This is a genomic window from Haloferax sp. Atlit-4N, assembly GCF_003383025.1.
GTDB lineage: Archaea > Halobacteriota > Halobacteria > Halobacteriales > Haloferacaceae > Haloferax > Haloferax gibbonsii.
Genome location: NZ_PSYY01000002.1, coordinates 664,507 through 677,230, shown reverse-complemented (window position 1 = coordinate 677,230; position 12,724 = coordinate 664,507). Strand labels below are relative to the sequence as shown.

The 12,724-nt window shown below is 68.3% G+C and carries 14 protein-coding genes; 9 read left to right on the top strand and 5 right to left on the bottom strand.

Annotated elements, in window-relative coordinates; all coding sequences use genetic code 11:
• The 6 genes from C5C07_RS12685 (at position 1) to C5C07_RS12660 (ending at position 3,235) form a co-directional block, all read left to right on the top strand.
• Positions 1-258 (top strand): hypothetical protein, encoded by a 258-nt coding sequence (locus C5C07_RS12685; RefSeq protein ID WP_004975681.1) that lies wholly within the window; start codon positions 1-3, stop codon positions 256-258.
• Positions 255-695 carry a hypothetical protein gene (locus C5C07_RS12680; RefSeq protein ID WP_115805188.1) on the top strand — a complete coding sequence of 147 codons (441 nt, stop codon included), beginning with the start codon at positions 255-257 and terminating at the stop codon, positions 693-695. Before C5C07_RS12685 ends, C5C07_RS12680 begins: the two co-directional genes overlap by 4 nt.
• A 67-nt stretch (positions 696-762) precedes the next feature.
• Positions 763-1,458, top strand: coding sequence for an AzlC family ABC transporter permease (locus tag C5C07_RS12675; RefSeq protein ID WP_004975676.1), 696 nt, complete (start codon positions 763-765; stop codon positions 1,456-1,458).
• Entirely contained in the window at positions 1,459-1,797 is a 339-nt protein-coding gene (locus tag C5C07_RS12670) for an AzlD domain-containing protein (RefSeq protein ID WP_004975674.1), read from the top strand.
• Between the two features lie 76 nt (positions 1,798-1,873).
• Positions 1,874-2,557, top strand: a complete 684-nt coding sequence (locus C5C07_RS12665; protein WP_115805187.1) for a hypothetical protein — start codon at positions 1,874-1,876, stop codon at positions 2,555-2,557.
• 51 nt (positions 2,558-2,608) lie between these two features.
• Positions 2,609-3,235 (top strand): hypothetical protein, encoded by a 627-nt coding sequence (locus tag C5C07_RS12660; RefSeq protein WP_115805186.1) that lies wholly within the window; start codon positions 2,609-2,611, stop codon positions 3,233-3,235.
• Between the two features lie 57 nt (positions 3,236-3,292).
• On the opposite strand, the gene C5C07_RS12655 is transcribed toward C5C07_RS12660, so the two are convergent.
• Together C5C07_RS12655 and C5C07_RS12650 are read right to left on the bottom strand one after the other, a co-directional pair.
• On the bottom strand, positions 3,293-5,224 hold the full coding sequence (locus C5C07_RS12655) for an aldehyde ferredoxin oxidoreductase family protein (protein WP_115805185.1): 1,932 nt from the start codon (positions 5,222-5,224) through the stop codon (positions 3,293-3,295).
• Between the two features lie 126 nt (positions 5,225-5,350).
• On the bottom strand, positions 5,351-6,430 hold the full coding sequence (locus C5C07_RS12650) for a hypothetical protein (RefSeq protein ID WP_115805184.1): 1,080 nt from the start codon (positions 6,428-6,430) through the stop codon (positions 5,351-5,353).
• A 130-nt stretch (positions 6,431-6,560) separates the two neighbouring features.
• Here C5C07_RS12650 and C5C07_RS12645 point away from each other — a divergent pair, with 130 nt between their 5' ends.
• Positions 6,561-7,409, top strand: coding sequence for a DICT sensory domain-containing protein (locus tag C5C07_RS12645; RefSeq protein WP_115805183.1), 849 nt, complete (start codon positions 6,561-6,563; stop codon positions 7,407-7,409).
• 75 nt (positions 7,410-7,484) lie between these two features.
• Positions 7,485-8,567, top strand: a complete 1,083-nt coding sequence (locus C5C07_RS12640; protein WP_115805182.1) for an archaeosine biosynthesis radical SAM protein RaSEA — start codon at positions 7,485-7,487, stop codon at positions 8,565-8,567.
• Positions 8,568-9,077: 510 nt separating this feature from the next.
• Here C5C07_RS12640 and purQ read toward each other — a convergent pair.
• From purQ to C5C07_RS12625, 3 genes are all read right to left on the bottom strand, one after another.
• Positions 9,078-9,752, bottom strand: coding sequence for a phosphoribosylformylglycinamidine synthase I (gene purQ / locus C5C07_RS12635; protein WP_004975659.1), 675 nt, complete (start codon positions 9,750-9,752; stop codon positions 9,078-9,080).
• 1 nt (position 9,753) lies between these two features.
• Positions 9,754-10,005: a phosphoribosylformylglycinamidine synthase subunit PurS gene (purS, locus tag C5C07_RS12630; RefSeq protein ID WP_004975657.1), complete on the bottom strand. Its 252-nt coding sequence runs from the start codon at positions 10,003-10,005 to the stop codon at positions 9,754-9,756.
• An 87-nt stretch (positions 10,006-10,092) separates the two neighbouring features.
• Positions 10,093-10,989 carry a helix-turn-helix domain-containing protein gene (locus C5C07_RS12625; RefSeq protein ID WP_115805181.1) on the bottom strand — a complete coding sequence of 299 codons (897 nt, stop codon included), beginning with the start codon at positions 10,987-10,989 and terminating at the stop codon, positions 10,093-10,095.
• A 181-nt stretch (positions 10,990-11,170) separates the two neighbouring features.
• On the opposite strand from C5C07_RS12625, the gene C5C07_RS12620 reads away from it, so the two are divergent.
• Entirely contained in the window at positions 11,171-12,592 is a 1,422-nt protein-coding gene (locus C5C07_RS12620; protein ID WP_004975653.1) for a GntP family permease, read from the top strand.
• Positions 12,593-12,724: the final 132 nt, after the last annotated feature.

Sequence of the window (12,724 nt, the reverse complement as noted above, 5' to 3'; positions counted from 1 at the left end):
GTGGCGCGCCGACAGCGAGCGTTCCGCGGTATCTCGCCCCGACTCGCGATTCAGTACCTCGAAGGGCTCGGCGGCGAGGCCGACGGCGACGGCCGCGTGGTCGGTCCCGACTGGACCGTCGACATCGAGACCGAGGAGGTCACGATAACGAGCAGTATCCAACTCACCGAGGTGCAACTCGCGTTCGAGGGCGACGAGGAGACGCTCGACGACCTCGTCGAGCGGTTCGCCCGCAAGGCGATGCGCGCGGGGGGATGACCGTGGGAGCCGACGGCGACCGGCGGCCGGGGCGCGAACGGCTCAGCGAGCGCCTCGCGCCCGACGGCGAGGACGGCTCGCCCCACGGCGGTGCCATCGACGGCACGGCCATCATGCTCGCGGCCGCGAAGGCGAGCGTCCCCGCCAGCAGCCTCCCGCTGTTGCTCGACCGAGCGCAGGCGTACCTCGACGGTCGGGCGAGCGAGTACGCACAGGGGTTCGAATGCGTCCACGAGGACGACGAGACGGCGGTGTTTCTCGTCCCGCTGGGCCACTGGGACACGAAGGGGCTCGACCTCGAGTTCTCGCACCGCGAGGTCGACGCGGTCCGCCGGGCGCACGCCGAACACCTCCGGCGCGTCGGCGCGGACGCCGACCGCCGCGACGAGTTCGAGACGGCGCTCGAAATCCGCGAGGTCGCCGTCGTCAGGCGGTAGACCGAAGAGCCGGCAAACCGCCCGACGATAGACGGCTATTTCGGGGGCGGCGACCTGCTACCGACAGATGCCAACCGTTTCCTCCGACCTCCTCGACGGCGTCCGGGCCGCGGGGCCGCTCCAACTCGGTATCGCGCCGTTCGGCCTCGTCGCCGGCGTCGCGGCCGTCGAACAGGGGCTTTCGGTCGCGCACGCCCTCGGCTTCTCCAGTCTCGTCTTCGCCGGCGCGTCGCAGCTCGCGATGATAGAACTCCTCGGCGCGGACGCGCCGCTGGCCATCGTCGTCGGCACGGCCGTCGTCATCAACCTCCGGACGATGATGTACTCGGCCTCTATCGCGCCCTACTTCCGCGACCTGACCGCCCGGGCGAAGGCGCTCGCGTCGTACCTCCTGACCGACCAGGCCTACGCGGTCTCTATCGCCCGCTACGGCCGCGACGGCGAGACCGACCGCTTCGCGTACTACGTCGGCGCGGGCGCGTCGCTGTGGTTCGTCTGGCAGGTGACGACCGTCGCCGGCGCGCTCCTCGGCTCCGGCCTCCCGCCGGAGTGGGGCTTCGACTTCGCCGCGCCGCTGGTCTTTCTCGCCCTGCTCGTCCCCACGCTGAAGGACCGCGCGTCCGGCGCGTCGTGTCTGGTCGGCGGCCTCGTCGCCACCGGCGTCGTCGTCGCGGGCGTCCCCTTCCACCTCGACATCATCGTCGCGGCCGTCGTCGGCGTCCTCGCCGGCCTCGGCGTCGAATCCCTCGGAGGCGACGCCTGAATGCCGACCGGCTACGACTCGGCGACCGTCTGGCTCGTCATCGCCCTCGCGGGCGTCCTCACGTTCGCCATCCGCGGCTCCTTCATCTACCTGTTCGGCCGCATCGACGACGTGCCGCCGACGGTCGAATCGGCGCTGGAGTACGTCCCCGCGGCGGTGTTCGCGGCGCTCGTCTTCCCCGCGCTCCTCGCCCCGTCCGGCGACCTCGCGGTCTCCGTCGGCAACGACAAACTCGTCGCCGGCGCGCTGGCCGCGCTCGCCGCGTGGTACACCGAACGCGTGCTCGCCACCATCCTCGTCGGCATGGGCGCGCTCTGGGTCCTCCGGTTCGTCGTCTGAGCCGCCGTCAGCCTCGCTCGTCTGACCTGGCGTCTCCCCCAAGATACTCGTTTCGCGGGCGACCACGGTCGCACGCATGCCCTCCCCACCTCCGCGTCTCTACTCGCTCCCCCGCGACGAGGGTCGCGCCCTTCTCCCGACCGGGTTCGCCGCCGGCGTCGCCGCGTTCGTCGTCGGCACGCTCGCGGTCGCCGGCTGGCTCGCCCTCACCACCGGCGGCTCGTTTTCCACGCTCGACGCCGCGACCGAGATGACCGCCGGGAAGCCCGTCCCGTCCGCGTTCGTCCCCGTCTGGACGTTCGGCGGCGCGATGGGCCTGCCCGTTCGACTCATCGAGACGACCGGCCCCGGTCGCGCGGTCGTCCTCCGAAACCTCGTCGACGGGTTCGACGGCGCGGCCGACTCGTGGTACTGGCTTGGCGCACTGCCGCCCGCCTGCGTCTTCCTCGCGGGCATCGTCACAGCGCGCCTCGCGGCGTGGTCCCGACGCCCCGCAGAGGGGTTCGTCACGGGGTCCTCGGTCGCGCTCGGCTTCGCCGCCACCGTCGCCGTCGCCGCGGTCGTCGCTCGTGTCGGCCTCGGTGACGTGCCCCCGAACGCGGACGGGTTCGTCCGCATCGGTCCGACCGGGTTCCACCCGACCGACCTCGACGGCGACTCGGTCGGACTCCCGCTTTGGGGGGCGTTCTCTGGACTTGTGTTCGGCGTCGTCTTCGGCGGCCTCGGCGGGGCGGTGGCGTCGCTCTCCCCGTTCCGATAGTCGGTGTTGGCTCCCAGAAGATATTCACCGCCCTGACGACGTGGAACACCCATGTCCCGGCGGCTCGTCGTCTCGGCCTTCGCGCTCCTCGTCGCCGTCTCGCTCGTCGGCGCGCCGGTGACGATGGCCGACTGGTCGGAGCAGGTGTCCCTCTCGGCGTCGAAAATCGACGCGCCGCAGGTCCGAGACGAGACGCCCGTACTTCGGTACGACGAACTCGACGCCGACGCGAAAGACGCGGTTCGGCGGGCCATCGAGTCACCAGACGGGTCGCACGTCGTCTACGGCGACGAGGACTGGCCGGACCGCTTTTTCTACAGCGACTACGCGGCCCCGGGACAGGGGTTGTACGCCGTCGTCTACGAGGGCGACTACTACCGGCTCTACACCTTCGCCGCCGGCGGATTCCCGGTGATTTACTGGGTGTACGAACTCCCGTTCGTCGCCTACGGCCTCGCGCTCGGACGCGTCGGGGCGCGAGCGTACCGCGGGGAGGGCTCGGTTCGGCTCGCCGCCGGCGCGGCGGTCGTCGGTGCCGCGTTCCACCTCGCCGGGCCAGTCTTCGACTTCCCGGTCGTCTCGCCGACGGCATTCATCGGACTCGGCGTCGTCGCCGCCGCGGCGCTCGTCGGGGGACTCGTCGCTACTGCGGTTCGCAATCGGTCGAAAAATGCGTGAGTCGGGTGGGTATCGGCCGCGACCGGGTCGGACCGGGTGGTCGTTCCAGTCGGCGGCTCAGTCGTCGGCGGGCGCGGGCGAGTCGCCGCGGGAGACGCCCGTGCCGGGGCCGATGTCGATGCCGAGTTCGTCGAGACGCTCGTCGGGGACGACGCCGTCGACCCACTGGCGGCGGGCGTAGTACTCGTCTTTCATCTCGTCGAGCTCGCACAGTTGGCCCTCGGACGCGCCCTGTCCGGGCATCGCCTCGTCGCCCTCGACGAAGCGTCCCGGCAGCGAGTCGTCGGCGCCGTCGAAGCCGACGAGGTTGTTGTAGTACCGCTCTAACGTGTAGATGCGGTCGCCGGTTTCGAGCAGTTCCTCTTCGGTCACGTCGCGGCCGGTCATGCCGTTGTACTGCAGGACGTACTCCTCGATGCCCTCCGCGAACGCGTTGAACTTGCAGATGTCGAACGAGTCCGAGATGGCGTGCATGTCCTGGAACAGCGCCACGAGTTCGCCCTTCCCGCGCCACTCGTGGGGGTCGTGTTTCTCCGGGATGCCGAGAATCTCGGCGGACGGCGTGTAGCCGCGGAGGTGGCACGCGCCGCGGTTCGAGGTGGCGTAGCCGATGCCCATGCCTTTCATGCAGCGGGGGTCGTACGCCGGGATGGTCTGGCCCTTGACGGCAAGCGAGTTGTCGTGGGCGTCGAAGCGCTCGGCGAGGCCGTTCGCGCCCTCGGCGAGCGCGTCGGCGAGGTCGCCCTCGCGGTTCGCGACCTCGGTGATGAGGTCGATCATGCGCTCGGTGTCGCCCCAGTCGAGCTGTTCGCTCAGTCCGTCGAGCTTGCCCTGCTCGGACATCTCCATCGCCATCGCCATCATGTTGCCCATCTCGATGGTGTCGACGCCCATGTCGTTACACCGGTCGATCATGACGGCGATTTCGTCGCGCTCGGTGTGTCCGGAGTTCGGGCCCAGCGCGTAGGCGGACTCGTACTCGTAGGACTCGCCGCGGACGTTCATCTCCTCGCCTTTGTGCATCACCGACACCTCGACTTCCTTCTTACAGGCGACGGGACAGGAGTGACAGGTCGGCTCGTCGACGAGGATGTTCTCGCGGACGTTCTCGCCGGAGACGCGCTCGGAGTCGATGTCGACGCCCTCGGCGTCTCGCATCGCCGCGGTCGAGGTGTACTTCCCGTTTTTCGTCGGGAGGCCGTCGAGCTCCTCGCCCGCGTTCATCAGGACGTTCGTCCCGTACAGCGACAGGCCGCCCTCGTTGGGCGCGGTGACCTCGGACTCGCGGATGAGTTGCATCGCCTGCTGGTAGCCCTGCTTGAACGTGTCGGCGTCGGCGGGCTTCGGCATCCGGGTGCCGGACTTCACGACGATTGCCTTGAGGTTCTTCGAACCCATGACCGCGCCCGTGCCGCCGCGGCCGGACGCGCGGTCGTCCTCGTTGACGATGCAGCCGTACTTGACCTCGTTTTCGCCGCCGGGGCCGATGGCCATTATCGAGAGGTTCTTGCCGAGGCTCCCATCGACTTCGGCTTCGAGTTCGGAGATAGTGTCGTGGACGCCCCAGCCCCAGATTTCACGGGCGTCGCGAAGTGTCACTTCACCGTCTTCGACGATGGCGTAGACCGGGTGCTCGGCTTTCCCTTCGAACAGCAGGCCGTCGAAGCCGGACCACTTGAGTCGCGCGCCGCTCCAGCCGCCGTGGTGCGAGTCGGTGACGGTCCCCGTGAGCGGGGATTTCGTCACGACCGCGATGCGACCGCTCATCACCGTCTGCGTGCCGGTGAGCGGGCCGGTCATGAACGCGAGGAGGTTGTCCGGTCCGAGCGGGTCCACGTCCGGTCCCTGGTCGAAGACGTACTTCACGCCGAGGCCGCGGGCCCCGATGTACTTCCGCGCGTCCTCGTCGTCGATTCCCTCGTACGCGATGTCGCCGGATGACAGGTCCACCCGAGCGACCCTGTCGTGATAACCACCGAGTTCAGTCATTGTAATCCTCGTTGATTATATACGGCCGCTGTCGGGTTAGTGATTCCCACCTCTATGTAACCGTTCGGGGTTACCCCGTCGCGAGCCGACACGGAACCGTCAGGGGATTGCGGCAATCCGTGCGACTTATCCCGGTTGCGGGCCGGCGACCCGCAACGAGACGGTTCCGGTGGCGTCGACGACGACGCTCGCGGGGCCGCGCGGCGGGCACGACCACCACGTTCCCGACACCGCCGCCCCGGTTTCGAGGCTCGCCGACACGGCGTTCGCTCCGGAGGTCGTCACGGGGACGAGTTCCCGGACTTCGCCGGGGTCGAGGGCGAGCACGCGGTCGAACGACTCGTCGCCGCTCGCGGCGTCGACCCGGAGCGAGAGTCGGTGGGGTTCGTCGTCGCGGTTGGCGATTGTGAGCGTCGTGTTCGCCGGCCCACAGCCCGTCGCTCCGCTCGACACGTCGACGTACTTCGTCGGCTCGTCGGGCACCGGCCACTCCGTCTCGACGCGTCGCTCGTCGGTCTCGACGGCGACGCGGTAGTCCCCGCTTCGGTACGTCACCGGAATCGACAGCCGCGCCCCCGACGGGACGCGGTACGCCTGGTCGACGAGCGCCGTGTCCCCGAGGTCGATGCGGAGCCGAGCGGTCGTCTCGGGGCCGGGGTTCTCCACGACGACGCCCGCGGGTGCGTACCATCGCGAGGAGCCGTCGCCGACGAGCGGGAGGTCGATTCTCGGCCCGTCGTCGGGGGTCGCCGCCGCGAGCGAGCACTCTCCTCGGGCGTCGCACGAGACGGTCCGCCAGAACTCCGCACCCCTCCGTCCGAGGACGACCTCCAGCCCTTCGAACGCCGCGTCGACGGTCCACGTCGAGCGGGCCCGCAGGCCGGTGTCCGTCTCGACGAGCACCGCCGTCTCCCCGGACGGGACCGCGACCGACAGCCCAGCCCGCTCGCCGGGCAACAGGTCGCGGTTCTCGAAGAACACGTCGCGGTCGCCGCGAACGCCGACGACGGTCGTGAACACCGGGTTCGGCGTCGGGTTCCAGAGCGTCAGCGACCGCTCCACGCGCGCTTCGGTCGTCGGCGTCTCGGTCGGCGCGTCCGTCCCCTCCTCGGGGGTCGGCGTCTCCGTCTCACCCTCGGGCGTCCCGCACCCGGCGAGTCCGGCGAGGCCGCCCGCGAGAAGCGAGAGGAGCGTGCGGCGCTCCATGGGCCACCTACGGGCGCGACGCATATGAACGTCTGTCGCTGCGGTACCGCGTTCGGCCGCGGCGGCACGGTCGCACCCCCGACCTCCAAAACAGCTATTTCGTCGGCGGTCAGTCGTTTCCACGAACCAGATGGGACTCGACAGCTTTCTCGGTGCGATTGACGCCGCGAGTCGGTCGCTTTCGGTGGTCAATCGCTCGGCTCCCGACCCCGTCCAGCGGATGCTCGAAACCACGTTCGCCGACCAGCCGGTCGGCGTCGACGAACTATCCGACGACGCGCACGGCGACGACGTGGTCGTGCTCACCGAGCAGACGTCCGAGGGGCGGACGGTCGTCGCGACCTCGCCGCTGGAGGACGTGATGAACACCGTCCTCCTCGTGAACTCCGACCTCTACAAGACGGGGCAGACGAAGCTCGACGAGTTCGAACTCCCGTCGGTGCTCACGCGGCTCGACGACGTGCCCTTCTCCCTCCGCGGCTACCCCGAATCGGACAAGGAGAAACTGCTGCTCGTGGCGCTTTCGCGGTACATCGAGCGCCACGCGTGGCGCGCCGGCGACGGGAGACTCCGGTCGTCGTTCCAGCGGCTCTCCCGAATCGAAGACGAGCGCGGGACGCGGGCGGTCTACCAGAAGGTCGCCGCGACGGACGTGCAGACCCACGTCTACGGGATTCCGGACTGGACGCCACCGTTCAACTCCGAACTCATGAGCCACGGGGGCTACACCGAGGACTTCTGCGACTCGTGGTTCGTGGTCTACACGCCGCCGGACGGCGCGCCGGGCGGAGCGACCGGAACCGGCGGTGCGGCCGACGGGGAGAAGGCGGGTGACGAGCGGGGCATCGACGGCGTGACCCCGGGCCACCCCGTCGCTCTCCTCGCGCTCGAGACCGAACCGAAGCGCTGGGAGGGCTACTGGACGTTCCGACCGTCGCTCGTCGCCGACATCGACCGGTACATCTCGCGGAACATGTGAGGGTCGGCGGCCGCCGCCGCCCGCCGCCGAAGCCAGACGAAGCCGCTTTACGCGCCCGTCCGATACGGGTATCCAATGAGTAAGCCGAGCCCCGAGGTCTACGAGCGGGGACGCGGGATGGACGCGCACAACAAGGTGATGCGCGACATCCGTTCGCGGAAGCAGAAGACCTACGACCCCCACGAGCCCACCCGGGTGTGGATAGACGAGGACAACACGCCCGACGGCGTCTACGACTCGCTGACGATTATCCTCAACACCGGCGGCTGCCGGTGGGCGCGCGCCGGCGGCTGTACCATGTGCGGCTACGTCGCCGAGTCCGTCGAGGGCGGTACCGTCGCCCACGAGGCGCTGATGGACCAGATTCAGGTCTGTCTCGACCACGAGGCCGAAGAGATGGACGACGGCGAGAAAGCGGGCCTCATCAAGATTTACACCTCCGGCTCGTTCCTCGACGAGCGCGAGGTGCCCGCCGAGACCCGCGACGCCATCGCCGAGACGTTCGCCGACCGCGACCGCATGGTCGTCGAGTCGCTCCCAGACTTCGTCACGCGCGAGAAGCTTGCGGACTTCACCGACCGCGGCCTCGAAACCGACGTGGCAGTCGGTCTCGAAACCGCCACCGACCGCGTCCGCCACGACTGCGTGAACAAGTACTTCGACTTCGCCGACTTCGAGGACGCCTGCGAGGAGGCCGCCGCGGCCGGCGGCGGCGTCAAGGCGTACCTCCTGATGAAGCCGCCGTTCCTCTCGGAACCCGAGGCGCTCGACGACATGAAGTCGTCCATCCGCCGGTGTGCGGCGGTCGACAACTGCCACACCGTCTCGATGAACCCGACGAACGTCCAGCGCTACACGATGGTCGACGAGCTGTTCTTCAACGGCGGCTACCGCCCGCCGTGGCTCTGGTCGGTCGCCGACGCGCTCCGAGAGACGGCCGACGTGGACGCCATCGTCGTCTCCGACCCCGTCGGCGGCGGCCAAGAGCGCGGTGCGCACAACTGCGGCGACTGCGACGAACTCGTGTTCAAGGCGGTCAAGGACTTCAACCTCCGGCAGGACCCGACCGTCTTCGACCAGGTGTCCTGCGACTGCGAGGCGACGTGGGAGTTCGTCCTCGACAACGAGACGAGCTACAACATGCCGCTGGTCAAGTAGGTCGGCGCGTTCCGTCGCACACTTGGGCTCACGCTGCACCGCCGGTCTCACGCCGCTCGCGCGGGCGAACGACCCCGTCCCGGACCGGGTCGTCACCCGCCGACACCTCCGACCGTTCGTCCAGTATCCCGGCTCGTTTTCTCCCATTCGACCGCGTTAGGGGGCGCTATGCGAAAGTAACTGCCTCCTAACCGTCGGATAGGATATTCGTATCAAAGAGGGTGTGAGTCGTTGTCATATTCGGTGGTTCGGACGTGTCCATCCGAACCGCCCGCCATCATGACGAAACACACGTACAAGACCGTCTACTACGCGGATGGGTGGTTCGAGATTCGCGAAGAGGAGAACGCCGAGGCGTGGATCGCCACGGACGCTCCCTGCGCTCTCGCCCCATAGCACGCGGTACGCGGGTCGGAAACCTCGACACTCCAACATCGCTCATCGTGTACGCCGCCACGTTCGCCAACCGACCCCGTATCGCCCGCCACCGCGGCGGACGGTCCTTTTATACTATCCCTCGAAGCCCGCCAGCACGCCCCGACCGTCGGTGTTGCCGAGTTGCGGCAGCGACGCCCGCTCGGGGTGCGGCATCAGCACCGCGACGGACTCGCTGTCGCCGAGGACGCCCGCGACGTTCCCGAGCGAGCCGTTGGGGTTCGCCTCGTCGGTGACGTTTCCGTCCTCGTCGCAGTAGCGGAAGAGAATCCGGTCGTCGGCTTCGAGCTCCTCGTAGCGCTCCGCGTCGAGTTCGAAGCGTCCCTCGCCGTGGGCGATGGGGAGTTCGATGACCTCGCCTTCCTCGTACGCCGCGGTCCAGCGGGTGTCCGCGTTCTCGACGCGGAGGTAGACGTGTTCGCACTGGAAGCGGGCGCTCGCGTTCGTCGTGAACGCACCGGGGGTGAGACCGGACTCGCAACCGATCTGCGCGCCGTTGCAGACGCCGAGGACGGGGACGCCCTCCGCGGCCGCCTCGCGGACCGATTTCATGATGGGCGAGCGGGCGGCCATCGCGCCGCCGCGCAGGTAGTCGCCGTACGAGAAGCCGCCGGGGAGGACGATGCCCGTCGTCTCCTCGGGGAGGGGGTCTTCGTGCCAGACGCGCTCGGCCTCGAAGCCGAGGTCCGAAAGCGCGCGCACGGCGTCGCGGTCGCAGTTCGAACCGCCGAACTGCACGACTGCGATCATCTCAGGCCTCGACGACCGCGACCTCGTAGTCGTGGATGGTCGGGTTCGCCAGCAAGCGTTCTGCCATCTCGTCGGCGCGGGCCTCGGCCTCGTCGGCGTCGGCCGCGTCGAGGTCGACTTCGTACCGTTCGGTAAAGCGCAGCGCGTCGAGTTCGAACCCGAGTCGTTCCAGCGCGCGCTTCGTGGTCTCCGCCTCGGGGTCGAGCACGCCACGCTTGAGGCGCACCGTCACCGTCGCGGTGTAGGTGGTCATCAGGTGGCGATGCGTGGTGATGTGCAAAAACGGTTTTGGGTCGTGTTTGTTATACACGAATGTGACTACAAACGCGAGGGCCGGCGGCTACGGGGCCGGAGAGCGTTCTACGCCGTGTACTTCGAGTCCCTCGTCGATGGTGAGCGTAAGTGTCTCGTCTTCGACCTCGAAGTCGATGGCGGCGCGCAACGGGTCGTCCGCGACGACGGAGAGCGTGGGTTTGTCGTGCCACGCGGTTCCCCAGAGGAACGGTTGAGAGAGGTCCACGCCGTGGTCGTAGTAGAACGAGACGACTGCGGGGTGGTCGAGGTACGCCATGCCCATGCCGGTGACGATTTTCTCGCGACAGCGCGCACAGCCGTAGACCGCTTGGGGCTCCTCGAAGACGTCGTCGGTCCGGGGGTCGTCCGCTCCTACCGAGAGGTGCGGTTCCATCCGGCCCTGACAACTCATGCAGAAGCCGCGTCGCGCCTGCGCGAGTAGCGACCCGACGTACCGGTCTGCGACTTCGGGGAGGTCGGCGTCGTCGTAGCCCTCCAGCACTCCCGGCGGGATACCGGCGTCAAGAAACGTCCTGTCGCAGTCGGTGCACCTGACGGTGACGCGTTCGTCGACGTAGGTCGCCTCGACCCGTCCGTCGCACGTCGAACAGCGATGGTCGACCGGAATCGCGCCGATGTCGTCGCCGCGGGTGTACGCGCCGGCGAGGATGGCACCGACGACGGCCCACCCGGCGAGGCGAATCTCGTACCCCTCCTCGGACTTCTTGACGAACCGGCCGGTGAGTTTGCCGAGGTGGTAGTTGAACCGGCCGCTGTCGGCGACGCCGACGCGGTCGCGCAACTCGGAGAAACTGAGCGGCTCGCGCGGCGAGGCGGCGAGCGCCCGGACGATTGCGAGTCGCGTCTCGTCGGCGAGAAGCGAGAAGGCGTCCTCGGCGTCGCCGTCGGGGTCGGCGGCGAGGGTGAAGTCGGAACCGGGCATGCCCGGCGGTACGGCGCCGGCCGAGATAACTGAGTCGTCCGCGGCGGGCGTGTCAGGTTTCGCACTCCGGTATATTCGGGCAGTACCCGAGAAATAATTACCTTGTAACGAAGTAAATAATAATTACATAAATGATATATGATAATAATTTTTATGCCGTCGATGAGACGCTATCCCACGCATGGCAATCGAGTTCGCACAGAGTCCGCTCTTGACGTTCGTCGTCGGACTCGCGTTGGTCGTGTTGCTACTGGTCGTCTTGGACCTCCCGGCGTTCGTCGGCTTGGCGATAGCCGCGTTCGCGGTCGGCCTCGTCAACGCGGCGTTCGTCCCCGACTTCGCGCTCGCCGATGCGGCGACGAGAACGGCGACGGCGTTCGGCAACGGGATGGCCGGCATCGGGATTCCCATCCTGATGGCCGCCATCATCGGGAAGTCGATGCTCGAAAGCGGCTCCGCCCAGCGCATCGTCCGCTCCTTCCAGTCGCTCGTCGGGAGAGAAAACAGCGACATCGCGCTGTGGGGGAGCAGTACGGTGCTCGCCATCCCCGTGTTCTTCGACAGCGTGTTCTACCTCATGGCCCCCCTCGCGCGGTCGATGCGGGCGCGGATGGGCGACAACTACGCGCTGTATCTCGTCGTCGTCGGGGCCGGCGCGGCGACGGCCCACGTGTTCATCCCGCCGACGCCCGGCCCGCTCGCGGTCGCCAGCGAAATCGGGGCCGACATCGGCACCACGATGCTCATCGGCGTCACCGTCGCCGTCCCGTCGGCCACCATGGGTGGCCTCGTCTACGGCCGCTGGATTAACCGTCATCTCGACATCCCTCTCCGAGACGCGATGGGGACGACCACGGACGAACTGCAGGAGCGCGCCCAGCGCGACGTGTCGTCGCTTCCGAGCTTCCTCGAGGCCACCGCTCCCATCGTCATCGCCGTCGCGCTCGTCGGCTCGCTCACCGTCGTCAACGCCCTCGAAGGCGTGACGGTGGCCGAACCGCTCCGGCCGTTCGTCGGGTTCGTCGTCGACAACCGCCCGTTCGTCGCGTTCATCGGCGATAAGAACGTCGCGCTCACGGTCGCCGCGCTCGCCGCGGCGTACACGTACTACCGCTGGTCCGACCTCTCGCGGTCCGAGTGGGAAGACGAACTCACCGAGGCGCTGAAAAGCGGCGGCAACATCGCGGCTATCACCTCGATGGGCGGCGCGTTCGGCGCGCTCCTCGCGGCCTCCGGAATCGGCTCGTACCTCGCCAACGGGCTCGAAGGCTTCGGCATCCCCCTTCTCGTGACCGCGTGGCTCATCGCCGCCATCGTCCGCATCGCGCAGGGCTCTGCGACCGCGGCGATGCTCACGGCCGCCGGCATCATGGCCCCGCTCACCGGTCAACTTCCGGTCCACACCGCGTATCTGGTGATGGTCATCGGCGCGGGCGGCAACATCTGCTCGTGGTACAACGACTCCGGCTTCTGGCTCGTCAAGGAAATCGGCGGCCTCACGCAGATGGAGACGCTGAAGACGTGGACCGCGCTGACGACGATTATCTCCGTGACCGGGCTCGTCGTCGTCCTCGTCGTCTCGTCGGTGCTCCCGCTGGTGTAGGCGACCTCACGCTCGCCGGCTTTTCCTTTTTGCGGGTGATTCACGGTCGTTCCGGAGGGATTCGCTTGCGGAGAACGACAGCGGTTTACCGTTCGCCGACGCAGGACGCTATATGTTCAGCTTCGAACAGCT